This is a genomic window from Bacillus sp. BML-BC051 (assembly GCF_019656175.1).
Lineage (GTDB): Bacteria > Bacillota > Bacilli > Bacillales > Bacillaceae_G > Bacillus_A > Bacillus_A mobilis.
The window spans coordinates 124,182-147,275 of the sequence record NZ_BPLI01000018.1 but is presented as its reverse complement, the minus strand read 5'-3'; the positions used below and the strand labels follow the sequence as shown (position 1 = coordinate 147,275).

General features: G+C 37.9%; 25 protein-coding genes. All 25 read left to right on the top strand.

Annotation, left to right across the window (positions count from 1 at the left end; genetic code table 11):
• The first annotated feature begins 3 nt into the window (after window positions 1–3).
• The 25 genes from ffh (at window position 4) to dxr (ending at window position 23,079) form a co-directional block, all read left to right on the top strand.
• Entirely contained in the window at window positions 4–1,353 is a 1,350-nt protein-coding gene (gene ffh / locus K5S59_RS10300) for a signal recognition particle protein (RefSeq protein WP_000863466.1), read from the top strand.
• Between the two features lie 100 nt (window positions 1,354–1,453).
• The gene (gene rpsP, locus K5S59_RS10295; RefSeq protein WP_000268750.1) at window positions 1,454–1,726 is read left to right on the top strand and encodes a 30S ribosomal protein S16; all 273 of its coding nucleotides are present in this window, start codon (window positions 1,454–1,456) and stop codon (window positions 1,724–1,726) included.
• A gap of 14 nt (window positions 1,727–1,740) precedes the next feature.
• Window positions 1,741–1,968, top strand: coding sequence for a KH domain-containing protein (locus K5S59_RS10290; protein ID WP_000737399.1), 228 nt, complete (start codon window positions 1,741–1,743; stop codon window positions 1,966–1,968).
• 121 nt (window positions 1,969–2,089) lie between these two features.
• Window positions 2,090–2,605: a ribosome maturation factor RimM gene (gene rimM / locus K5S59_RS10285; protein ID WP_000170281.1), complete on the top strand. Its 516-nt coding sequence runs from the start codon at window positions 2,090–2,092 to the stop codon at window positions 2,603–2,605.
• Window positions 2,605–3,339, top strand: coding sequence for a tRNA (guanosine(37)-N1)-methyltransferase TrmD (gene trmD, locus K5S59_RS10280; protein ID WP_000686890.1), 735 nt, complete (start codon window positions 2,605–2,607; stop codon window positions 3,337–3,339). The genes rimM and trmD overlap by 1 nt, the downstream gene beginning before the upstream one ends.
• A gap of 146 nt (window positions 3,340–3,485) precedes the next feature.
• Window positions 3,486–3,830, top strand: a complete 345-nt coding sequence (gene rplS / locus K5S59_RS10275) for a 50S ribosomal protein L19 (protein WP_001186518.1) — start codon at window positions 3,486–3,488, stop codon at window positions 3,828–3,830.
• A gap of 101 nt (window positions 3,831–3,931) precedes the next feature.
• Window positions 3,932–4,483, top strand: coding sequence for a signal peptidase I (gene lepB, locus K5S59_RS10270; protein ID WP_000711857.1), 552 nt, complete (start codon window positions 3,932–3,934; stop codon window positions 4,481–4,483).
• A gap of 20 nt (window positions 4,484–4,503) precedes the next feature.
• Entirely contained in the window at window positions 4,504–5,394 is an 891-nt protein-coding gene (gene ylqF / locus K5S59_RS10265; RefSeq protein WP_000236692.1) for a ribosome biogenesis GTPase YlqF, read from the top strand.
• 51 nt (window positions 5,395–5,445) lie between these two features.
• Window positions 5,446–6,219, top strand: a complete 774-nt coding sequence (locus tag K5S59_RS10260) for a ribonuclease HII (RefSeq protein WP_088097494.1) — start codon at window positions 5,446–5,448, stop codon at window positions 6,217–6,219.
• Between the two features lie 194 nt (window positions 6,220–6,413).
• Entirely contained in the window at window positions 6,414–7,574 is a 1,161-nt protein-coding gene (gene sucC / locus K5S59_RS10255; RefSeq protein ID WP_001020792.1) for an ADP-forming succinate--CoA ligase subunit beta, read from the top strand.
• Between the two features lie 19 nt (window positions 7,575–7,593).
• On the top strand, window positions 7,594–8,496 hold the full coding sequence (gene sucD, locus K5S59_RS10250; RefSeq protein ID WP_000115178.1) for a succinate--CoA ligase subunit alpha: 903 nt from the start codon (window positions 7,594–7,596) through the stop codon (window positions 8,494–8,496).
• An 87-nt stretch (window positions 8,497–8,583) separates the two neighbouring features.
• A complete protein-coding gene (gene dprA, locus K5S59_RS10245; RefSeq protein WP_000818021.1) occupies window positions 8,584–9,453 on the top strand; it encodes a DNA-processing protein DprA in 870 nt (289 codons plus the stop codon).
• Window positions 9,454–9,597: 144 nt separating this feature from the next.
• Entirely contained in the window at window positions 9,598–11,676 is a 2,079-nt protein-coding gene (gene topA, locus K5S59_RS10240) for a type I DNA topoisomerase (protein WP_001286954.1), read from the top strand.
• Window positions 11,677–11,724: 48 nt separating this feature from the next.
• Complete coding sequence (gene trmFO / locus K5S59_RS10235; RefSeq protein WP_000211998.1) at window positions 11,725–13,029, top strand: FADH(2)-oxidizing methylenetetrahydrofolate--tRNA-(uracil(54)-C(5))-methyltransferase TrmFO; 1,305 nt, start codon at window positions 11,725–11,727, stop codon at window positions 13,027–13,029.
• A 65-nt stretch (window positions 13,030–13,094) separates the two neighbouring features.
• Window positions 13,095–13,994: a tyrosine recombinase XerC gene (xerC, locus tag K5S59_RS10230; protein WP_001101238.1), complete on the top strand. Its 900-nt coding sequence runs from the start codon at window positions 13,095–13,097 to the stop codon at window positions 13,992–13,994.
• Between the two features lie 42 nt (window positions 13,995–14,036).
• The gene (gene hslV, locus K5S59_RS10225) at window positions 14,037–14,579 is read left to right on the top strand and encodes an ATP-dependent protease proteolytic subunit HslV (RefSeq protein WP_000526271.1); all 543 of its coding nucleotides are present in this window, start codon (window positions 14,037–14,039) and stop codon (window positions 14,577–14,579) included.
• Between the two features lie 22 nt (window positions 14,580–14,601).
• Window positions 14,602–15,993: an ATP-dependent protease ATPase subunit HslU gene (gene hslU / locus K5S59_RS10220; RefSeq protein ID WP_000550070.1), complete on the top strand. Its 1,392-nt coding sequence runs from the start codon at window positions 14,602–14,604 to the stop codon at window positions 15,991–15,993.
• 77 nt (window positions 15,994–16,070) lie between these two features.
• Window positions 16,071–16,850 carry a GTP-sensing pleiotropic transcriptional regulator CodY gene (codY, locus tag K5S59_RS10215; protein WP_000421290.1) on the top strand — a complete coding sequence of 260 codons (780 nt, stop codon included), beginning with the start codon at window positions 16,071–16,073 and terminating at the stop codon, window positions 16,848–16,850.
• Window positions 16,851–17,200: 350 nt separating this feature from the next.
• Entirely contained in the window at window positions 17,201–17,902 is a 702-nt protein-coding gene (rpsB, locus tag K5S59_RS10210) for a 30S ribosomal protein S2 (protein WP_000111485.1), read from the top strand.
• Window positions 17,903–18,005: 103 nt separating this feature from the next.
• The gene (tsf, locus tag K5S59_RS10205; protein ID WP_001018583.1) at window positions 18,006–18,893 is read left to right on the top strand and encodes a translation elongation factor Ts; all 888 of its coding nucleotides are present in this window, start codon (window positions 18,006–18,008) and stop codon (window positions 18,891–18,893) included.
• Window positions 18,894–18,959: 66 nt separating this feature from the next.
• A complete protein-coding gene (gene pyrH, locus K5S59_RS10200) occupies window positions 18,960–19,682 on the top strand; it encodes a UMP kinase (RefSeq protein ID WP_000042667.1) in 723 nt (240 codons plus the stop codon).
• A gap of 2 nt (window positions 19,683–19,684) precedes the next feature.
• Window positions 19,685–20,242: a ribosome recycling factor gene (gene frr / locus K5S59_RS10195; RefSeq protein ID WP_000531505.1), complete on the top strand. Its 558-nt coding sequence runs from the start codon at window positions 19,685–19,687 to the stop codon at window positions 20,240–20,242.
• A gap of 85 nt (window positions 20,243–20,327) precedes the next feature.
• Window positions 20,328–21,104: an undecaprenyl pyrophosphate synthase gene (uppS, locus tag K5S59_RS10190; protein WP_000971309.1), complete on the top strand. Its 777-nt coding sequence runs from the start codon at window positions 20,328–20,330 to the stop codon at window positions 21,102–21,104.
• A 17-nt stretch (window positions 21,105–21,121) separates the two neighbouring features.
• Window positions 21,122–21,913, top strand: coding sequence for a phosphatidate cytidylyltransferase (cdsA, locus tag K5S59_RS10185; protein ID WP_000813582.1), 792 nt, complete (start codon window positions 21,122–21,124; stop codon window positions 21,911–21,913).
• A 23-nt stretch (window positions 21,914–21,936) separates the two neighbouring features.
• On the top strand, window positions 21,937–23,079 hold the full coding sequence (dxr, locus tag K5S59_RS10180; RefSeq protein ID WP_000790371.1) for a 1-deoxy-D-xylulose-5-phosphate reductoisomerase: 1,143 nt from the start codon (window positions 21,937–21,939) through the stop codon (window positions 23,077–23,079).
• Window positions 23,080–23,094 lie beyond the last annotated feature (15 nt).

The following is a 23,094-nucleotide window of genomic DNA, read 5'->3' as shown; positions in this document are numbered from 1 at the left end:
AATATGGCATTTGAAGGATTAGCCGACCGACTTCAACAGACAATGCAAAAAATCCGCGGCAAAGGAAAAGTTTCTGAAGCCGATGTGAAAGAAATGATGAGAGAAGTTCGTCTAGCTCTTTTAGAAGCGGACGTTAACTTTAAAGTAGTAAAAGATTTTGTAAAGCGTGTGTCTGAACGTGCTGTCGGACAAGATGTAATGACAAGTTTGACACCTGGACAACAAGTAATTAAAGTCGTACAGGAAGAACTTACAGAACTTATGGGCGGAGAGCAAAGCAAAATTGCTGTTGCTAATAGGCCACCGACTGTTATAATGATGGTTGGTCTGCAAGGTGCGGGTAAAACAACGACGACAGGTAAGCTTGCGAATTTGCTTCGTAAAAAGCATAATCGTAAACCGATGCTTGTTGCGGCGGATATTTACCGTCCAGCAGCGATTAAACAGCTTGAAACATTAGGGAAGCAATTGGACATGCCTGTATTCTCTTTAGGAGATCAAGTAAGTCCTGTTGAAATTGCGAAACAAGCGATTGCAAAAGCAAAAGAAGATCATCACGATTATGTTTTAATCGATACAGCAGGTCGTCTGCATATTGATGAAGAACTAATGGATGAATTAGCGAAAGTGAAAGAAGTTGCGAAACCGGATGAAATTTTCCTTGTTGTCGATGCGATGACGGGTCAAGACGCGGTGAATGTTGCACAAAGTTTCCATGAACAGTTAGGTTTAACAGGTGTTGTATTAACGAAATTAGATGGTGATACGCGCGGTGGTGCGGCATTATCTATTAAAGCTGTAACAAATACACCGATTAAATTTGCTGGTATGGGTGAAAAACTAGATGCGATTGAAGCGTTCCATCCAGAGCGTATGGCATCCCGTATTTTAGGGATGGGAGACGTCTTAACATTAATTGAAAAAGCGCAAGCTACAGTTGATGAAGAGAAAGCAAAAGAACTTGAGCAAAAAATGCGTACGCTTTCGTTTACGCTTGACGATTTCCTAGAACAACTTGGACAAGTGCGTCAACTTGGACCGCTTGATGAATTGTTAGGAATGCTTCCTGGTGCAAATAAAATTAAAGGGCTGAAAAATGCGCAAGTTGATGAAAAACAAATTGGGCATATTGAGGCAATTATTCGTTCTATGACTAAATTAGAGCGAGAACAACCGGAAATAATCAATGCTAGTCGCAAAAAGCGCATTGCCAAAGGTAGCGGTACAACGGTACAAGAGATCAATCGTTTAATCAAGCAATTTGATGATATGAAAAAGATGATGAAAACGATGACTGGAATGCAAAAAGGTAAGAAAAAAGGACTAGGTGGATTGAAGTTTCCATTCATGTAAGGAAAAAAGATAGCTCTGTTAAGAAAAAATACTTTACAAAGCAATAGTCTTTTTGCTAATATAATTATCTGTGTGAAATAAATTCGGAGGTGCTTTATAAATGGCAGTTAAAATTCGTTTAAAACGTATGGGAGCTAAAAAAACTCCTTTCTATCGTGTAGTTGTTGCAGATTCTCGTTCTCCTCGTGACGGACGTTTCATTGAGGAAATCGGTACTTACAATCCGGTTGCTCAACCAGCTGAAGTTAAGATCAACGAAGAAGCAGCATTAAAATGGTTAGGAAATGGTGCTAAACCATCTGATACAGTTCGTAACTTATTCTCTAACCAAGGTATCATGGAGAAATTCCACTTATCTAAACAAGGTAAGTAATTGAGGCAATGACTATGAAGAAGTTAGTCGAGACGATTGTCAAGCCTCTTGTCGATCATCCTGAAGATGTAAAAGTTACACAGGAACTTTACAACGGAGAGATAAAGTATCGATTAACTGTACATCCTGAGGATGTTGGAAAAGTCATTGGAAAGCAAGGGAGAGTTGCGAAAGCAATTCGAATGCTCTTGTATTCAGTGGGACATCATAATGATGAAAAAGTAACACTGGAAATTCAATAAACGTAAAAAGGGCGAGGAGTTATTTCCTCTCCCTTTTTTAACATTTAAAGAGAAGTTGCATGTTCCATATATGAAATGGAAATGCTTAATTTATATAGAAACCAGGGGTGACATACTATTTATGACAAAGTGGTTTAACGTAGGGAAAATTGTAAATACTCATGGCGTAAGAGGAGAAATTCGTGTTATTTCTCGTACTGATTTTCCAGAAGAGCGATATAAAGTAGGAAACACATTATACATAAGTAATGAGAAAAGTACAGACTACCTTCCGGTGAAAGTAACTTCTCATCGTCAACATAAGACATTTGATTTATTAACATTTGAAGGATGCAACAATGTAGATGAAGCAGAGAAGTTTAAAGGTTCTTTAATAAAAGTACCAGAAGAGCAGTTAGGCGAACTAGCTGAAGGCGAATACTACTACCATGAAATTATTGGTTGCAGTGTTGTAACGGAAGAAGGAGAAGCGTTAGGAACAATAAAAGAAATTTTATCTCCTGGTGCAAATGATGTTTGGGTAATTAAACGTCCAAAAGGTCAAGACCTATTAATTCCTTATATTGATGATGTTGTACTTCAAGTTAACATTGAGAATAAATTAGTAACCATTCATGTAATGGAAGGATTGCTATAATGAAAATTGACATTTTAACATTGTTTCCAGATATGTTTACGGGTGTGTTTGGATCTTCAATTTTAAAGAAAGCACAAGAAAAAGAGGCGGTAGAGCTTCGTGTTGTCAATTTCCGCGATTTTACAACGAGTAAGCATAATAGCGTAGATGATTATCCGTATGGTGGTGGAGCTGGGATGGTATTAACTCCCCAGCCTATCTTCGATGCAGTGGAAGAGTTAACGAAGGAAACAGACCGTAAACCGAGAGTTGTTTTAATGTGTCCACAAGGAGAGCGTTTTACGCAGAAGAAGGCAGAAGAGCTTGCTGAAGAAGAGCATGTTATTTTTGTGTGTGGTCATTATGAAGGGTACGATGAAAGAATTCGTGAGCATCTCGTAACAGATGAGATTTCTATTGGTGACTACGTATTAACCGGCGGAGAGTTAGCCTCTATGGTTATTACTGATAGTGTCGTGCGTCTTCTGCCAGGAGTGTTAGGAAATCATGCCTCACAAGTTGAGGATTCGTTTAGTACAGGTTTATTAGAACATCCTCATTATACACGTCCAGCTGATTTTCGTGGTATGAAGGTACCGAATGTATTAATGTCAGGAAATCATAAAAATATTGATGAATGGCGACACAAAGAATCACTACGTCGTACGTACACGCGTAGACCAGATTTACTGGAAGAACGAGAATTATCTAAGCAAGAAGTGAAATGGCTAGAGCAGATTAAAGAAGACAAGTAAGGGCTAGATATATTTTCTATTGCAACAGTCCTAGCAATATGCTATTATAACACTTGTGCTACTGAAATCAGTGGCCGTATTAACGATGTTCCGCTGTAATTTATTAAGACTTTATAAGAGCATCTGTTTAAAGGAGAGAATTTAATATGCAACAATTAATCGCAGAAATTACTCAAGGCCAATTAAAAACTGACCTTCCTTCATTCCGTCCTGGAGACACTTTACGTGTACACGTAAAAGTAGTTGAGGGAACTCGTGAAAGAATTCAGCTTTTCGAAGGTGTTGTAATTAAACGTCGTGGTGGCGGAATCAGTGAAACATTCACAGTTCGTAAGATTTCTTACGGTGTAGGTGTTGAGCGTACATTCCCAGTTCACACGCCAAGAATCGCGAAACTTGAAGTACTTCGTCGTGGTAAAGTACGTCGTGCTAAGTTATACTACTTACGTAACCTTCGCGGTAAAAAAGCACGTATTAAAGAAATTCGATAAGACATGTATGGGAGCTTGTAAATGCACAAGCTCCCTTTTTCCAATCTATATAAAATTTTGATATAATACGAGCAGCTTACATAATCGTGGAGGGGAAATGCATGAAGAAAGAAAAGAGTTCACTTTGGGAATGGATCAAGGCAATTTTGATTGCTGTTGTATTAGCGGGTGTTATTAGACAGTTTTTCTTTGCGCCAATTCTCGTAGATGGAGTGTCGATGGCGTCTACTTTACATGATCGCGATCGAATGATTGTCAATAAAATTGGTTATCACATAGGAGATCCGAAACGATTTGATATTATCGTATTCCGAGCTACGGAAGATAAGGATTATATTAAGCGCATTATCGGTCTGCCAGGCGATGAAATAGAGTATCGTAATGATAAACTATATGTTAACGGAAAGGCTTATGAGGAGCCGTATTTAGACAAGCAGAAAAAACAAATTGCTGACGGACCGCTTACATATGATTTTACTCTTGAAGAAATGACAGGGAAGAAAACTGTTCCAGAGGGTCAATTATTTGTTTTAGGCGATAATCGTCGTTTTAGTAAAGATAGTCGCTCGATTGGTACAATTTCAATGGACCAAGTGATTGGAAAAGCAAATATACTATATTGGCCGTTAAAAGATGCTCGTATTGTGAAATAAAAGAAAAAGAAGGTGGCAACATGGTAATTCAATGGTTCCCGGGACATATGGCAAAGGCTAGACGCCAAGTAACAGAAAAATTAAAGTTAATTGATGTTGTAATTGAGCTTGTAGATGCTCGATTACCTTTATCTTCTCGAAATCCAATGATCGATGAGATCATTACACATAAACCGAGGCTTGTTGTTTTAAATAAAGCGGATATGGCAGATGATCGTTTAACAAAGCAATGGATCGCATATTTTAAAGAAAAAGACCAAATGGCAATTTCAATTAACGCACAAGCTGGACAAGGTATGAAGGAAATTGCAGCGGCTTGTAAAGTGTTGGTGAAAGAAAAATTTGATAAAATGGCTGCAAAAGGTATTAGACCGAGAGCGATTCGTGCATTAATTGTAGGTATACCGAATGTTGGTAAATCTACGTTAATTAATAAGTTAGCGAAGAAAAATATTGCTAAAACAGGAGATCGCCCTGGTGTGACAACGGCTCAACAATGGATTAAAGTTGGGAAGGAAATGGAACTGTTAGATACACCTGGTATTTTATGGCCTAAATTTGAAGATCAACTAGTGGGTCTTCGTTTAGCGACAACAGGCGCAATTAAAGATTCAATTTTAAATTTACAAGATGTTGCTGTTTACGCACTACGTTTTATGGAGAAACATTATCCAGAACGTCTGAAAGAGCGATATAATTTAAATGAAATTCCAGAAGATATTGTAGAGTTATTCGATGCAATTGGAAAAAATAGAGGCTGTTTAATGGGCGGCGGAATGATTGATTATGATAAAACATCTGAGCTTGTACTTCGTGAGCTTCGCGGTGGAAAACTTGGGAAAATGACGTTTGAAACACCGGAAGAGTTTGCAGAGCAGACAGAAGATGTAGAAAAAATAGAAGAAGTATAAGACGTGCGTTAGTGCGTCTTTTCTTTTTTGTATATAAAGGGAGTGGCATGAATGCAAAAAGTGACTATTCAAGAAGCGGAACGTTTACTGCATGAAATAATGAGTGAAGAAGATGATCGCTTTCAACTATTAATGAAAGACGAGCGAAAAGGGATACAAAAGCTCATTTTGAAGTGGCATAAACAAAAAGAGCTAGCGCAGAAAGAAAAAGAAAAGTTTTTCGAAATGTCTAGGTACGAGATTGCATTACGTGAAAAAGGGCTCACACTTATCGCGGGTATAGATGAAGTAGGGCGTGGGCCACTAGCTGGGCCTGTCGTGACGGCAGCTGTTGTCCTTCCGGAAGATTTTTATATTCCAGGGTTAAATGACTCGAAAAAACTGAGTGAGGCGAAGCGAGAGCGTTTTTATGATGAAATCAAAGCACAAGCAATTGCGATTGGAGTTGGAATCGTATCACCACAAATTATTGATGAGATAAATATTTATCAAGCGACGAAACAAGCGATGTTAGATGCTGTTGCGAATTTATCTTGTGCACCAGAATATTTATTAATTGATGCGATGAAACTTCCTACACCAATTCCGCAAACATCCATTATTAAAGGTGATGCGAAAAGTATTTCTATTTCAGCTGCATCCATTATTGCGAAGGTAACGAGAGATCGTATGATGAAAGAACTTGGAGAAAAGTATCCTGCATATGGATTTGAACAACATATGGGATATGGTACAAAACAACATTTAGAAGCGATTGAAGCGCATGGAGTATTAGAAGAACATCGGAAATCGTTCGCACCAATTAAAGATATGATTCAAAAATAAGCTGCGAATATGCAGCTTATTTTTTTATTTTGGTATATGAACATTACTATTTTCAAAAAAGAATAAAGCGATTTCAGTTTTCTGACACTTTATTGTAGACAGCGTGCCAATCATCTTATACAATGGCAATGTAATGTTTTTTAAACATTAAAAAACTTTTCGAGTAAAACAGGAAAACAGGGGAGGATGGGACCATGAATATCCATGAGTACCAAGGTAAGGCAGTCCTTAGAAGCTATGGGGTTAGCGTTCCGAACGGGAAGGTTGCATTTACAGTAGAAGAAGCTGTAGAAGCAGCGAAAGAATTAGGAACGGATGTATGTGTAGTAAAAGCACAAATTCACGCTGGTGGACGCGGCAAAGCTGGCGGAGTAAAAGTTGCAAAAAATTTAGATGAAGTTCGTACATATGCAGAGAGCATTTTAGGAACTACACTTGTGACACATCAAACAGGTCCTGAAGGTAAGGAAGTAAAACGCTTACTTATCGAAGAAGGTTGCGATATTAAAAAAGAATATTATGTTGGTCTAGTTTTAGATCGTGCAACTTCTCAAGTTGTTTTAATGGCATCTGAAGAAGGTGGAACAGAAATTGAAGAAGTAGCAGAACAAACACCTGAAAAAATCTTTAAAGAATATATTGATCCAGCAGTAGGCTTACAAGGCTTCCAAGCGCGCCGAATCGCATTTAACATCAATATTCCAAAAGAGCTTGTAGGACAAGCTGTGAAGTTTATGATGGGCTTATACCGTGCGTTTATCGAAAAAGATTGCTCTATCGCGGAGATTAATCCACTTGTTACAACAGGTGACGGTAAAGTTATGGCATTAGATGCGAAATTAAACTTTGATTCTAATGCTTTATATCGCAATAAAGACATTTTAGAACTTCGTGATCTTGATGAAGAAGATTCAAAAGAAATTGAAGCTTCTAAATATGACTTAAACTACATTCCTTTAGATGGAAATATCGGTTGTATGGTTAATGGTGCAGGTTTAGCGATGGCTACAATGGATATCATTAAACATTACCATGGCGATCCAGCCAACTTCTTAGATGTTGGTGGCGGTGCAACAGCTGAAAAAGTTACAGAAGCATTCAAAATTATCCTTTCTGACAAAAATGTAAAAGGTATCTTCGTTAACATTTTTGGTGGCATTATGAAGTGTGATGTTATCGCAGAAGGTGTTATTGAAGCGACGAAACAAGTAGGTCTTGAATTGCCTTTAGTTGTACGTCTTGAAGGTACAAACGTAGAGTTAGGTAAGAAGATTTTAAATGAGTCTGGCTTAAATATTGTTGCAGCAGAATCTATGGCAGACGGTGCACAAAAAATTGTTTCACTAGTGGGCTAATAGAAAGCGGGGGAGAAAAATGAGCGTATTAGTTAATAAAGATACAAAAGTTATTGTTCAAGGTATTACAGGTTCTCAAGGATTATTCCACACAAAACAAATGATTGAATACGGTACGAAAATTGTCGGTGGTGTAACGCCAGGTAAAGGTGGCACTGATATTGAAGGTGTACCAGTATTTGATACTGTAGAAGATGCAGTGAAAGCAACAGGCGCAAATGCTTCAGTTGTATACGTTCCACCCGCTTTTGCGGCTGATGCAATTATGGAAGCAGTTGATGCAGAAATCGATTTAGTAGTATGTATTACTGAAGGAATTCCTGTATTAGATATGGTAAACGTAAAGAGATATATGGCAGGTAAACATACACGTTTACTTGGACCAAACTGTCCTGGTGTTATTACGCCTGATGAATGCAAAATTGGTATTATGCCAGGTTACATTCATAAAAAAGGCCATGTAGGTATCGTATCTCGCTCTGGTACATTAACGTATGAGGCTGTACACCAGTTAACACAAGAAGGTATTGGTCAATCTACTGCTGTAGGTATCGGTGGGGACCCAGTTAACGGTACGGACTTTATTGATGCGTTAAAAGCATTTAATGAAGATGAAGAAACGCATGCTGTAATTATGATTGGTGAAATCGGTGGTACAGCGGAAGAAGAGGCAGCTGAATGGGTGAAAGCTAATATGACAAAACCTGTTGTAGGCTTCATTGGTGGCCAAACAGCGCCTGCAGGCAAACGTATGGGCCATGCTGGTGCAATCATTTCTGGTGGTAAAGGAACTGCTGCTGAAAAGATTAAAACGATGGAAGCTTGTGGTATTAAAGTAGCGGAAACTCCAGCGGTTATGGGTGAAACGCTAATCTCTGTCTTAAAAGAAAAAGGTCTATTTGAGACTTGTAAAAACTACTAATCTGTTGAAAGACACCTTCTTGCTTGAAGGTGTCTTTTTACGTAATTCTTGTTTACATAATAAAAATTATGGGTAAGGAGAATTAAGATGAAAAGAGAACGATTATTACATCTTCATTATTTTTTAGCAGATCATTGGAAGGCGATGGAAAGACTACTATATCTCGATCCTGAATTGAAGGGAATATACACTTTTAATGCAACACAAATGGAATACTACACTGGAATATCCTCGAAAAAATCTTCAGAATTAGTACGTTTTCTTCAAAGTTCAAATCTCTCGCAATATATATCTTATTTAGAGAAAAATCGAATCTTTTATATGACTATCTGTGATGAAGATTATCCACAATTATTACGTGAAATACAAGATCCGCCCTTTGTGTTATATGGGAAAGGTGAGAAGGATTTTCTCAATAAGGCGAATAAATTAGCGGTTATTGGAACGAGAGAACCGACTTTATATGGGCATGAGAGTTTACAATTTATTTTACATCCATTATTAGAAAGAGAATGGCTTATTGTCAGTGGGTTTGCAAGAGGGATAGATACAATGGCTCATGAAATTACAGTAAGACGGCATTGTCCGACTATTGCAATACTAGGACATGGATTATCGTATATGTATCCAAAAGAGAATAGACATTTATATGAAACATGGAATGAATATATATTGTTATTAACAGAGTATCCGCCGCACTATGCACCGAAAAAATGGTATTTTCCAAAAAGGAACCGAATCATTAGTGGTATAAGTAAGGGTGTTTTAGTTGTAGAAGCGAAATCAAGAAGTGGAACACTTATTACTGCGGACCTTGCTTTAGAGCAAAATAGAGAGGTATTTGCACTTCCTGGACCTATATTTATAGATAGTGCATCAGGAACGAATCATCTAATTCAACAAGGAGCAAAACTAGTAAGAAATGCAGAAGATATCTTGGAAGAGATTTTAAATTAACCTTATATTTTCATGTTTTTATTAAACAATTATTGACAAATGGTAGAAAGGCACTGTATGGTATATTCATTCTTGATTGACAAAAACAAGAGAAATCAATAAGATTGATGAAGACTTGAATCCACCTCTTAAGGAGGCACTAGCATGTCAGATTACCTCGTAATCGTGGAGTCGCCTTCTAAGGCGAAGACCATTGAGAAATATTTAGGGAAAAAATACAAAGTTGTCGCGTCTATGGGACACGTTCGCGATTTACCTAAAAGCCAAATGGGGATAGAAGTAAAGAACAACTTCACCCCGAAGTATATTACCATTCGTGGTAAAGGTCCCGTCTTAAAAGATTTAAAATCAGCGGCAAAAAAAGCAAAGAAAGTCTATCTCGCGGCCGATCCAGACCGCGAAGGGGAAGCAATTGCTTGGCATTTAGCCAATACGTTAAATGTGGACGTTGAATCAGATTGCCGAGTTGTGTTTAATGAGATTACAAAAGATGCAATAAAAGAATCATTTAAACATCCTCGTGCGATTAATATGGATTTAGTAGATGCACAACAAGCAAGACGTATACTAGATCGTCTTGTGGGTTACAATATTAGTCCTTTATTATGGAAGAAAGTAAAAAAAGGATTAAGTGCAGGACGCGTACAATCTGTAGCAGTTCGTTTAATTATCGAACGTGAAAAAGAAATTCAAATCTTTGAGCCTGAAGAATTCTGGACAATCAAGACAGAATTTGTGAAGGGGAAAGACACATTTGAAGCAAGTTTTTACGGTGTAGATGGTGAAAAAGTTCAATTAACGAATGAAACGCAAGTGAATGAAATAATTGAACAGATGAAAGATAATGCGTTTTCAGTTGAAAATGTAACACGAAAAGAGCGAAAACGTAATCCTGCATTACCGTTTACAACATCTTCCTTGCAACAAGAGGCAGCTCGTAAGTTAAACATGCGAGCAAAGAAAACAATGATGCTCGCGCAGCAATTGTATGAAGGGATAGATCTTGGCAAGCAAGGAACTGTAGGTCTTATTACGTATATGAGAACTGACTCAACACGTATCTCAGAAACAGCTCAAACAGAGGCGCGTACTTACATTACTGAGGCGTTTGGTGCGGAATACATAGGAACAGAAAAGAAGAAAGAAACGAAAAAGTCGAACGCACAAGATGCGCATGAGGCAATTCGTCCTACTTCGGTAATGAGAAGGCCAGAGGAACTAAAGAGTTTCTTAAGTCGTGATCAACTTCGGTTGTATAAACTGATTTGGGAGCGATTTGTTGCAAGTCAAATGGCGTCTGCTATAATGGATACTGTGACAGCTAGACTCATTAATAACAATGTTCAGTTCCGTGCAAGTGGATCGGTTGTAAAGTTTCCAGGATTTATGAAAGTGTATGTAGAGTCGAAAGATGACGGGGCTGAAGAAAAGGATAAAATGTTGCCACCTTTAGAAGTAGGGGAAACGGTATTTTCGAAGGATTTAGAACCGAAGCAACACTTTACACAACCTCCGCCGCGCTATACAGAGGCTCGTCTAGTAAGAACACTTGAAGAGCTTGGAATTGGAAGACCGTCGACTTACGTACCGACACTTGAAACGATTCAAAAACGTGGATACGTAGGTTTGGATAATAAACGCTTTGTTCCAACTGAACTTGGTGAAATAGTAATTGAACTTATTTTAGAGTTTTTCCCAGAAATTATTAACATTGAATTTACTGCTAACATGGAGCAAAGTCTTGATGAAGTAGAAGAAGGAAATGCGAATTGGGTAAAAATTGTTGATGATTTCTACGTAGGCTTTGAACCGCGTTTAGAAAAAGCGGAAAAAGAAATGCGTGAAGTGGAAATTAAAGATGAACCAGCTGGGGAAGACTGTGAATTGTGTGATCACCCAATGGTCTTTAAAATGGGTAAATACGGGAAATTTATGGCTTGTTCGAATTTCCCAGATTGTCGTAATACAAAACCGATTGTGAAAGAAATCGGTGTTACTTGTCCGAAGTGTGATAAAGGTCAAATTATTGAACGCCGTAGTAATAAAAAGAAACGTCTTTTCTATGGATGCGGTACGTATCCAGAGTGTGACTTTGTATCTTGGGATAAACCAATTGGTCGTAAATGTCCGAAGTGCGAAGGTATGCTTGTAGAGAAGAAGTTGAAAAAAGGCGTGCAAGTACAATGTATTTCGTGTGATTATGAAGAACAACAACAAATGTGAGCGTAACTGCTCACATTTTTTTCGGGAAGAAAAGGAAAGGTGATTAATATGACAACACAAGTAGTAAACGTCATTGGCGCAGGTCTTGCAGGAAGTGAAGCAGCTTACCAAATTGCAAAACGTGGTGTCCAAGTAAAATTATATGAAATGAGACCAGTAAGGCAAACACCAGCTCATCACACAGATAAATTTGCAGAGTTAGTATGCAGTAACTCGCTTCGCGCAAACACATTAACAAACGCTGTTGGTGTTATTAAAGAAGAAATGCGTCTAATGGACTCTGTTATTATTCGTGCAGCTGATGAGTGCTCTGTACCAGCAGGAGGGGCTTTAGCTGTAGATCGTCATGAATTTGCGGCAAAGGTAACGGAGTATGTGAAAAACCATCCGAACGTAACTGTGATGAATGAAGAAATTACTGAAATTCCAGAAGGGCCTACTGTTATCGCGACAGGTCCACTTACGTCTCCTGATCTTGCTGCACAATTAAAAGAATTAACAGGTGAAGATTATTTTTATTTCTATGATGCTGCAGCACCGATTGTTGAGAAAGACAGCATTGATATGAATAAAGTATATTTAAAATCTCGTTACGATAAAGGTGAAGCTGCATATTTAAACTGCCCAATGACGGAAGAGGAATTTGACCGTTTTTACGAGGCTTTAATTGCTGCTGAAACAGTACCTTTAAAAGAATTTGAAAAAGAAATTTTCTTTGAAGGTTGTATGCCAGTAGAAGTTATGGCAAGTAGAGGAAGACAGACACTAGTATTTGGACCGATGAAACCTGTTGGATTAGAAGATCCGAAAACAGGGAAAACGCCATATGCTGTTGTTCAGTTACGTCAAGATGATGCAGCAGGAACGTTATACAATATCGTAGGTTTCCAAACGCATTTAAAGTGGGGACCACAAAAAGAAGTGTTACAGTTGATTCCAGGACTGGAAAACGCAGAGATTGTACGTTATGGTGTAATGCATCGTAATACGTTTATTAATTCACCTAACTTGCTTCGTCCAACATATCAATATAAACAACGTGATGATTTATTCTTCGCTGGCCAAATGACTGGAGTAGAGGGATATGTTGAATCGGCAGCATCAGGGTTACTAGCAGGTATTAACGCTGCTCGACTTGTGAAAGGTGAAGAGCCAGTTGTATTACCATCTGTAACTGCAATGGGAAGTATGGCGAATTATATTACTGCGACAAATGCGAAAAACTTCCAACCAATGAATGCAAACTTCGGTCTGTTTGCACCATTAGAGAAGAAAATCAAGAAAAAAGCAGAACGAAATGAAGCCTATGCAACACGCGCTTTAGAAACAATTCAAAATTTTGTAAATATTTAGTTAAATTTCTTGCAAAGGCTACTAAGTTGTGATACGATTTAGTAGCCTTTATTGAGGTGAATTGTGTGAATGTGAAGAAATTGTTACAATTATTCGTTGGATATTTACAAATTGAAAGAAATTATTCAAAATATACAATTGCAAGTTATCAAAATGATTTAGAACATTTTGTGCAATTTATGGAGCGAGAAGGCATATCCTCTTTTTTAGATGTTACATACGCGGATGTTCGTTTGTACTTAACGACGTTGCACGATGAAAAGTTAGCCCGTAAATCTGTCGCAAGAAAAGTATCAAGTTTACGAAGTTTATATCGTTTTTTGATGCGTGAAGGTTATCGGAAAGATAATCCGTTTGCACTTGCGTCACTCCCCAAAAAAGAATTGTCAATCCCAAAGTTTTTATATGCTGAAGAATTAGAGGAATTATTTGAAGTTTCTGATACGGAAACACCGCTAGGTCAAAGGAATCAAGCTTTATTAGAATTGATGTATGCGACTGGAATCCGTGTGAGTGAATGTGTCAATTTACAACTTACCGATATTGACTTCGCGGTGGGAACAATTTTAGTAATGGGAAAAGGAAAAAAACAAAGGTATATTCCGTTCGGAAGCTATGCGCAAGATGCTTTAATTACTTATATAGAGAACGGGAGAAAACAGTTAGCTCACAAAACTGAAGAACACTCTCATATGGTATTTTTAAATGCGAAAGGCACGCCGCTAACAAGTCGAGGGGTACGCTATGTATTAAACGAACTCATTAAGAAAGCTTCGCTGACAATGCGGATAAGTCCCCATATGTTAAGGCATACATTTGCTACACACATGTTAGATGAAGGGGCAGATTTACGTACAGTACAGGAGCTACTCGGTCATGAGAATTTGTCGACGACACAAATTTATACGCATGTCTCTAAAGAAAGATTGCGTTCGGTCTACATGAAGCATCACCCACGGGCATAAATTGCTTTTAAAGCTATAAAAACATATAAAGGAGTTTTTTCTATGGGAAATTTCCACGCTACAACGATATTTGCAGTTCATCATAATGGAGAATGTGCAATGGCTGGAGATGGCCAGGTGACGATGGGAAATGCAGTTGTAATGAAACATACAGCTCGTAAAGTCCGTAAACTTTTCCAAGGAAAAGTTTTAGCTGGTTTTGCAGGTTCCGTTGCTGACGCATTTACTCTTTTTGAAATGTTTGAAGGGAAATTAGAAGAGTACAATGGAAACTTGCAGCGTGCTGCAGTTGAGATGGCAAAACAATGGCGTGGCGACAAAATGTTACGTCAACTAGAAGCGATGCTCATTGTCATGGATAAAACAACTATGCTTCTTGTTTCAGGTACAGGAGAAGTAATCGAACCGGATGATGGTATTTTAGCGATTGGATCTGGTGGGAATTATGCGCTTTCTGCAGGTCGTGCTTTAAAGCAATATGCAAGTGAACATTTAACAGCGAAGCAAATTGCGAAAGCGAGTTTAGACATTGCTGGCGATATTTGTGTTTATACAAACCACAATATAATTGTGGAAGAATTGTAGAATCGTAAGGGAGGCATTTTATATGCATTTACATTTTACTCCGCGTCAAATTGTGGAAAAATTAGATCAATACATTATCGGTCAAAAAGATGCGAAGAAAGCGGTTGCTGTAGCTTTAAGAAATCGATATCGTCGAAGTAAATTAGCTGAAAATCTACGTGATGAAATTGCGCCTAAAAATATTTTAATGATTGGACCAACAGGTGTTGGTAAAACAGAGGTAGCACGACGAATGGCGAAACTCGTTGGAGCACCTTTTATTAAGGTTGAAGCTACCAAATTTACAGAAGTTGGATATGTAGGTAGAGATGTAGAATCGATGGTACGTGACCTTGTGGAAACGTCAGTTCGTATCGTGAAAGAAGAAATGGTAATTAAAGTACAAGACAAAGCGGAAGAACAAGCGAATCAACGTCTTGTGGAAATTTTAGTGCCGAGTCCGGAGAAACAATCTGGATTTAAAAACCCATTAGAAATGCTATTTGGCGGTGCTCAAAATTCGAATCAAACATCTGACGCACAGGAAGATGTTGAAATCGAAAAGAAACGTCAAGATGTGGAAAGAAAGCTTGCTGCAGGACTTCTTGAAGATGAAATTGTATCGATTGAAGTGACTGAGCAACAGTCTTCTATGTTCGATATGCTACAAGGAACTGGTATGGAACAAATGGGAATGAATTTCCAAGATGCGTTAGGAAGTTTTATGCCGAAAAAAACAAAAAAACGTAAACTTTCTGTGAAAGAAGCAAGAAAACTCTTGACAAATGAGGAAGCACAGCGCTTAATTGATATGGATGAAGTTACACAAGAGGCTGTTTATCGTGCTGAACAGCTCGGGATTATTTTTATCGATGAAATTGACAAAATTGCTGGTAAGCAGTCGAATAGCGTAGATGTATCACGTGAAGGTGTGCAACGTGACATTCTGCCGATTGTAGAAGGATCGAATGTTGCGACAAAATACGGATCAGTAAAAACGGATTATATTTTATTCGTTGCAGCTGGAGCGTTTCATATGTCTAAACCGTCGGATTTAATTCCGGAACTGCAAGGGAGATTTCCGATTCGGGTAGAATTAACAAAATTATCTACAGATGATTTTGTTAAAATATTAATCGAGCCTGACAATGCGTTAATTAAACAATATATGGCTTTATTAGCGACTGAAGGTATAGAAATTGAATTTTCAGACGAAGCTATTCGTAAGATTGCTGAGATTGCTTATCAAGTTAATCAGGATACAGATAATATTGGAGCAAGAAGACTTCATACGATTATGGAGAAACTCCTTGAAGATTTATCGTTTGAAGCATCTGAAATTACGTTAGAGAAAATAACGATAACACCTCAGTACGTTGAGGAGAAATTAGCAACGATTGCTAAAAATAAAGATGTGAGCCAGTTTATTTTGTAATAGTGTCATCAGGTGACTCGCCCTAGTTTCCAAGTGATGAAAAAATATGTGAGTAATATGTAGGAGGAACTTTTGAAATGGAATTATTAGCAAAAACAAGAAAATTAAATGCGTTATTACAGAGCGCAGCAGGAAAGCCTGTAAACTTTAGAGAAATGTCTGACACAATGTGTGAAGTAATCGAAGCGAACGTATTCGTAGTAAGTCGTCGTGGTAAATTACTAGGTTATGCAATTCACCAACAAATTGAGAATGAGCGTATGAAACAAATGCTTGCAGAGCGTCAATTCCCGGAAGAATACACGCAAAGCTTATTCAACATTACAGAAACATCTTCAAACTTAGATGTAAACAGTGCTTACACAGCGTTCCCAGTAGAAAATAGAGAATTATTCGGTCAAGGTTTAACTACAATCGTACCAATCGTTGGTGGCGGTGAGCGTCTAGGTACATTAGTGTTAGCTCGTCTTGGTCAAGAGTTCTTAGACGATGATTTAATCCTTGCTGAATACAGTTCAACTGTAGTAGGTATGGAAATCTTACGTGAAAAAGCGGAAGAAATCGAAGAGGAAGCACGTAGTAAAGCTGTTGTTCAAATGGCGATTAGCTCATTATCTTACAGTGAGTTAGAAGCAATTGAGCATATCTTCGAAGAATTAAATGGAACAGAAGGTTTACTAGTTGCAAGTAAAATTGCTGATCGCGTAGGAATTACTCGTTCTGTAATCGTAAATGCACTACGTAAATTAGAAAGTGCTGGTGTTATTGAGTCTCGCTCTTTAGGTATGAAAGGAACATACATTAAAGTGCTAAACGACAAGTTTCTACAGGAACTTGCTAAATTAAAAACAAACTAATTTATAAAACTCTTCTCATTTTTTGAGGAGAGTTTTTTGTGTATAAAAGATTGATGTTGTTTGCAAATAGCGTCATAATCATGTTTTTCTGAAAAGCTATGAATTGAATTTCATTTTTTCGCTTAAAAGAAATGCAGGTTGGTAATACTAGAATTCGAGTGTGAACAAAGAAAGTTTTACATTGTTCGCATTTTCGACTTGATTGTAATATTTCAGTATGATATAGTAAGCAGTGGTGTCAGTACAAAGTACACACGTTTACTGATTTAAGTGTTGGTGCTACGTTTGTAGTTTCGCTTAGAGATGAAGTAAACGGAGGATATCAAAAACCATTTAGGAGGAACTATATTATGTCAGTAATTTCTATGAAGCAATTGCTTGAAGCTGGTGTTCATTTCGGACATCAAACTCGTCGTTGGAACCCAAAAATGAAGCGTTACATTTTCACAGAGCGTAACGGTATCTACATCATCGACTTACAAAAAACTGTGAAAAAAGTTGAGGAAGCTTACAGAACGATGCGCGACATCGCTGCTGAAGGTGGAGACATCTTATTCGTAGGTACTAAAAAACAAGCACAAGAAGCTATTAAAGAAGAAGCAACTCGTGCTGGTATGTACTTCGTTAACCAACGTTGGTTAGGTGGAACTTTAACAAACTTCCAAACAATCCAAAAACGTATCAAGCGTCTTAAAGACATCGAAAGAATGCAAGAAGATGGTACTTTCGAAGTACTTCCTAAGAAAGAAGTTGTTCAACTTAAAAAAGAGTTAGAGCGTCTTGAGAAATTCTTAGGCGGTATTAAAGATATGAAAGGTCTTCCAAGTGCATTATTCGTAGTAGACCCTCGTAAAGAGCGTATTGCAGTTGCTGAAGCACGCAAATTACACATTCCAATCATCGGTATCGTTGATACAAACTGTGATCCAGACGAAATCGATCACGTTATCCCAGCAAACGATGATGCAATTCGTGCTGTAAAACTTCTTACATCTAAAATGGCAGACGCGATCCTTGAAGCAAAACAAGGTGAAGAAACTGTTACTGCGTAACAAAGTTGGAAAGGTGATAAGGGGTTCGGCCTTTTATCACCTTTTTTAAGGTATAAACACCTTTATAAAAGGTATAAATACATATTTTAGGAGGATGAATAGTATGGCAATCACTGCACAAATGGTAAAAGAATTACGTGAAAAAACTGGCGCAGGTATGATGGACTGCAAAAAAGCTTTAACAGAAACTAATGGCGACATGGAGAAGGCAATTGACTTCTTACGTGAAAAAGGTATCGCGAAAGCTGCTAAAAAAGCAGACCGCATCGCTGCTGAAGGTTTAACTTTCATCGAAACAAACGGTAATGAAGCTTTAATCTTAGAATTAAACTCTGAAACTGATTTCGTTGCGAAAAACGAAGGTTTCCAAGCGTTAATTAAAGAATTAGCTGCTCACTTATTAGCTAACAAACCAGCTAACATTGAAGAAGCTATGGCTCAAACAATCGAAGGCGGCAAAACAGTAGAAGAGCACATCAACGAAGCAATCGCTAAAATTGGTGAAAAACTTACACTTCGTCGTTTCGAAATCGTATCAAAAACTGATGCTGATGCATTCGGCGCTTACCTACACATGGGTGGACGTATTGGTGTATTAACAGTTCTTGAAGGTTCTACTGACGAAGCTGCTGCTAAAGATGTAGCAATGCACATCGCAGCAGTTAACCCTAAATACATCGACCGCGATGCTGTAACAGCTGAAGAAGTTGAGCATGAGCGTCAAGTATTAACACAACAAGCTTTAAACGAAGGCAAGCCTGAAAAAATCGTTGCAAAAATGGTTGAAGGCCGTCTAGGCAAATTCTTCGAAGAAATTTGCTTACTTGACCAAGCATTCGTTAAAAACCCTGATATGAAAGTTCGTCAATTCGTTGAGTCTAAAGGTGGAACATTAAAAGGATTCGTTCGCTACGCTGTTGGTGAAGGTATCGAAAAACGCGAAGACAACTTTGCTGAAGAAGTAATGAACCAAGTAAAAGGTAGTAACTAATAAAGATTAGGGAACACATTGTGTTCCCTTTTTTAAAATAAAGATGTAAGCAATTGGAGGTTCATTATGAGTAAACCGAAATATAATCGTGTCGTATTAAAGCTAAGCGGAGAAGCGTTAGCTGGCGAACAAGGATTTGGAATTAACCCATCTGTAATTAAATCAGTTGCGGAACAAGTGAAAGAAATTGCAGAACTTGATGTAGAAGTTGCTGTTGTTGTTGGTGGCGGAAACATTTGGCGCGGAAAAATTGGAAGTGAAATGGGAATGGATCGTGCTGGAGCAGATTACATGGGTATGTTAGCAACAGTTATGAACTCATTAGCTCTTCAAGATAGCCTAGAGAACATTGGAATTCAAACTCGTGTTCAAACTTCAATTGAAATGCGTCAAGTAGCAGAGCCTTACATTCGTCGTAAAGCAGTTCGTCATCTAGAGAAAAAACGTGTTGTAATCTTTGCAGCAGGTACAGGTAACCCGTATTTCTCTACAGATACAACGGCAGCACTACGTGCAGCGGAAATCGAAGCAGACGTTATCTTAATGGCGAAAAACAATGTAGATGGCGTATATAATGCAGATCCATCTCTTGACCCAACAGCTACGAAATACGAAACACTTACTTACTTAGATGTATTAAAAGAAGGTTTAGGTGTAATGGATTCAACAGCTTCTTCTTTATGTATGGACAATGATATTCCATTAATTGTATTCTCTGTTATGGAAAAAGGTAACATTAAACGTGCCGTTTTAGGCGAAAATATCGGAACAGTTGTAAGGGGGAAATAAAGATGGGACAACAAGTATTGAAGTCTTCAAATGAAAAAATGGAAAAAGCAGTTGCTGCTTACTCTCGTGAATTGGCAACAGTTCGCGCAGGTCGTGCAAGCTCGTCTGTATTAGATAAGGTACAAGTTGATTACTATGGTGCACCAACACCTGTTGTGCAATTAGCGAACATTACAGTTCCAGAAGCACGTTTACTTGTAATTCAACCTTATGATAAAACTTCTATCGGTGATATCGAAAAAGCAATTTTAAAAGCAGATTTAGGCTTAAACCCTTCTAATGATGGAACTGTAATTCGTATTGCATTCCCTGCATTAACAGAAGAGCGTCGTCGTGATCTTGTTAAAGTTGTGAAAAAATATGCTGAAGAAGCGAAAGTTGCTGTTCGTAACGTACGTCGTGACGGTAACGATGATCTTAAGAAGCTTGAAAAAGCTGGCGAGATTACAGAAGATGATTTAAGAGGATATACTGAAGATATCCAAAAAGAAACAGATAAATATATTGCAAAAGTTGACGAAATCGCAAAAAACAAAGAAAAAGAAATCATGGAAGTGTAATAGCGATACCTTCGCAAATATGACCCTCTTCTTAAGGGGGTCTTTTTACACTTTTAGGCATATGTCTGCTTGCTGGAGGGTATGAATGATGTTTAAAAACTTTCCTTTTTTTAAAAGTAAAAAGGACGCATCGTTTGATCATCTCGTTGAAAAAGTGAAAAAAGGATACATCCCAGAACATATTGCCATCATTATGGATGGTAATGGTAGATGGGCAAAGAGGAGAGCGATGCCTCGTATTGCGGGACATCATGAGGGCATGCAAGTTGTAAAGAAAATCACAAAATTTGCAAGCAAACTTAATGTGAAAGTATTAACTCTTTATGCTTTTTCGACTGAGAACTGGAAAAGACCGAAAAAGGAAGTTGACTATTTAATGAGGCTTCCAGAAGAATTTCTAGGTACATTTTTACCAGAATTGATTGAAGAGAACGTACAAGTCCGAGTAATAGGACAACAAGATCGTCTTCCTACGCATACACGCAGAGCGATGGAAAAGGCCATGGAAGATACGAAAGAGAATACGGGATTAATTCTTAATTTCGCGTTAAACTATGGAAGTCGAGATGAAATCGTTTCTGCTGTGCAACATATGGTGAAAGATAGTGAGGAAGGAAAAATTCGTGTTGAAGATGTAAGTGAAGAAATGCTTTCTTCCTATTTAATGACGAGTTCTTTACCTGACCCAGAGTTGTTAATCCGTACGAGCGGAGAGCTACGTATTAGTAATTTCATGTTATGGCAAATTGCATATTCGGAATTTTGGTTTACAGATGTGTATTGGCCAGATTTTACCGAGGAACATTTGCTAAATGCGATTACAGACTTTCAGCATAGAGGGCGCAGATTCGGAGGCGTGTAGAAAGAGAGGGTTTGGTAGTGAAACAGAGAATTATTACTGGAGTGGTTGCTGCCGCGCTATTCATTCCCATCGTAATTTACGGTGGCGTGCCTTTTACGGTTTTAGTGTATGCACTTGCTTCTATAGGTTTATATGAATTAATTCGTATGAATAAGCTTACGCTTATTTCAGTACCAACAGTTTTAGCTGCAGTATTATTATGGATTATTTTAATTCCAAGTAGTGCATCAGAACTGTTTACGCAGATTGGATTAGGTAAATTAGAAATCACATTTGTGATTGTTTTATTACTTTTATCATATACAGTCCTTTCTAAGAATACATTTACTTTTGACAATGCTTCATTTTTACTAATGGCAACAGCATATGTTGGAATGGGATTCCTATATTTGAATGAAACGAGAATATTAGGAATTAAATATGTGTTTTGTGCATTATTTGTTATATGGGCTACTGATTCAGGCGCATATTTTGTAGGAAAAGCATTAGGAAAAAGAAAATTATGGCCAGAAATTAGTCCTAATAAAACGATTGAAGGTTCATTAGGCGGCATCGTTTGTGGAATTGTTGTGGCAGTTGTTTATAATATGTTCTTCCCAGTTGAGGCTAATGTAGGGATTTTAATTGTGTTGACAATTATCATTTCTATTTTTGGACAAATTGGCGATTTAGTACAATCTGCATTTAAACGTCATTATGGCGTAAAGGATTCAGGTACGATTTTACCTGGGCATGGTGGTATATTAGATCGAACAGATAGTTGGTTATTTGTTTTACCAATTCTCTACTTCTTATTACAATATAATTAATAAATGAACGAGGGGTTGGAGTCATGAAAAACATTAGTTTATTAGGTGCAAGCGGATCAATTGGTACACAAACTTTAGATGTATTGCGCTCGCACCCAGACCAATTCCGTCTCGTTGCTTTTTCTGTAGGGAAAAATATTGACTACGCAGTAAAGGTAATTCAAGAATTTTCTCCGCAAATCGTCTCTGTGCAAAGAGAGGAAGATGTTTTAAAATTACAAGCTGTTTCTGGTAATACAAAAGTTGTATATGGTAGTGAAGGGCTTTTAGAAGTAGCATTACATCCAGATGCGGAGATTGTAGTAAATGCTGTTGTAGGTAGCGTAGGGTTGTTACCAACACTTCGTGCAATTGAGGCGAAAAAAACAATTGGAATTGCAAATAAAGAAACGTTAGTAACTGCAGGGCATCTTGTAATGGAAGCAGCGCGAAAACATAATGTTTCGTTACTTCCAGTAGATAGTGAACATTCAGCTATTTTTCAATGTTTGAATGGTGAAAATGAAAAAAGAATTTCTCGACTAGTTATTACGGCTTCTGGTGGAAGTTTCCGTGATAAAACGAGAGATGAATTGCATCATGTGACCGTAGAAGATGCGCTTCGACATCCAAACTGGTCAATGGGTTCGAAAATTACAATTGATTCTGCTACAATGATGAATAAGGGGCTAGAAGTAATTGAAGCACATTGGCTTTTTGGTATCCCTTATGAGCAAATCGATGTTGTTTTACATAAAGAAAGTATTATCCATTCTATGGTTGAATTTGAAGATCGTAGTGTAATGGCACAGCTTGGCTCACCTGATATGCGAGTACCAATTCAATACGCACTTACATATCCTGATCGATTGCCTCTTTCAGACACAAAACAGTTAAACTTATGGGAAATAGGAACGTTGCATTTTGAGAAAATGAACCAAGAACGATTCCGTTGCCTACGTTTTGCGTATGAAGCTGGAAAAGCAGGTGGAAGTATGCCAGCTGTAATGAATGCAGCGAATGAAGTAGCTGTTGAAGCTTTTTTACAAAAGAGAATTGGTTTCTTAACAGTGGAAGACCTCATTGAAAAAGCAATGAACCATCACAATGTCATTGCACGTCCGAGCTTAGAGGAAATTCTGGAAATTGATGCGGCCACAAGACGGTTTGTGATGGAACAAATTTAGCAAAGGTGGTTATGG

What these genes read in the sequence shown, in the direction of transcription:
- ylqF (WP_000236692.1), top strand. Translation starts at nt 4,504, where the DNA reads ATGGTAATTCAATGGTTCCCGGGACATATGGCAAAGGCTAGACGCCAA.
- tsf (WP_001018583.1), top strand. Translation starts at nt 18,006, where the DNA reads ATGGCAATCACTGCACAAATGGTAAAAGAATTACGTGAAAAAACTGGC.
- rpsB (WP_000111485.1), top strand. Translation starts at nt 17,201, where the DNA reads ATGTCAGTAATTTCTATGAAGCAATTGCTTGAAGCTGGTGTTCATTTC.
- rimM (WP_000170281.1), top strand. Translation starts at nt 2,090, where the DNA reads ATGACAAAGTGGTTTAACGTAGGGAAAATTGTAAATACTCATGGCGTA.
- ffh (WP_000863466.1), top strand. Translation starts at nt 4, where the DNA reads ATGGCATTTGAAGGATTAGCCGACCGACTTCAACAGACAATGCAAAAA.
- K5S59_RS10290 (WP_000737399.1), top strand. Translation starts at nt 1,741, where the DNA reads ATGAAGAAGTTAGTCGAGACGATTGTCAAGCCTCTTGTCGATCATCCT.
- lepB (WP_000711857.1), top strand. Translation starts at nt 3,932, where the DNA reads ATGAAGAAAGAAAAGAGTTCACTTTGGGAATGGATCAAGGCAATTTTG.
- hslU (WP_000550070.1), top strand. Translation starts at nt 14,602, where the DNA reads ATGCATTTACATTTTACTCCGCGTCAAATTGTGGAAAAATTAGATCAA.
- K5S59_RS10260 (WP_088097494.1), top strand. Translation starts at nt 5,446, where the DNA reads ATGCAAAAAGTGACTATTCAAGAAGCGGAACGTTTACTGCATGAAATA.
- sucD (WP_000115178.1), top strand. Translation starts at nt 7,594, where the DNA reads ATGAGCGTATTAGTTAATAAAGATACAAAAGTTATTGTTCAAGGTATT.
- rpsP (WP_000268750.1), top strand. Translation starts at nt 1,454, where the DNA reads ATGGCAGTTAAAATTCGTTTAAAACGTATGGGAGCTAAAAAAACTCCT.
- trmD (WP_000686890.1), top strand. Translation starts at nt 2,605, where the DNA reads ATGAAAATTGACATTTTAACATTGTTTCCAGATATGTTTACGGGTGTG.
- trmFO (WP_000211998.1), top strand. Translation starts at nt 11,725, where the DNA reads ATGACAACACAAGTAGTAAACGTCATTGGCGCAGGTCTTGCAGGAAGT.
- uppS (WP_000971309.1), top strand. Translation starts at nt 20,328, where the DNA reads ATGATGTTTAAAAACTTTCCTTTTTTTAAAAGTAAAAAGGACGCATCG.
- codY (WP_000421290.1), top strand. Translation starts at nt 16,071, where the DNA reads ATGGAATTATTAGCAAAAACAAGAAAATTAAATGCGTTATTACAGAGC.
- pyrH (WP_000042667.1), top strand. Translation starts at nt 18,960, where the DNA reads ATGAGTAAACCGAAATATAATCGTGTCGTATTAAAGCTAAGCGGAGAA.
- rplS (WP_001186518.1), top strand. Translation starts at nt 3,486, where the DNA reads ATGCAACAATTAATCGCAGAAATTACTCAAGGCCAATTAAAAACTGAC.
- dxr (WP_000790371.1), top strand. Translation starts at nt 21,937, where the DNA reads ATGAAAAACATTAGTTTATTAGGTGCAAGCGGATCAATTGGTACACAA.
- topA (WP_001286954.1), top strand. Translation starts at nt 9,598, where the DNA reads ATGTCAGATTACCTCGTAATCGTGGAGTCGCCTTCTAAGGCGAAGACC.
- hslV (WP_000526271.1), top strand. Translation starts at nt 14,037, where the DNA reads ATGGGAAATTTCCACGCTACAACGATATTTGCAGTTCATCATAATGGA.
- frr (WP_000531505.1), top strand. Translation starts at nt 19,685, where the DNA reads ATGGGACAACAAGTATTGAAGTCTTCAAATGAAAAAATGGAAAAAGCA.
- dprA (WP_000818021.1), top strand. Translation starts at nt 8,584, where the DNA reads ATGAAAAGAGAACGATTATTACATCTTCATTATTTTTTAGCAGATCAT.
- sucC (WP_001020792.1), top strand. Translation starts at nt 6,414, where the DNA reads ATGAATATCCATGAGTACCAAGGTAAGGCAGTCCTTAGAAGCTATGGG.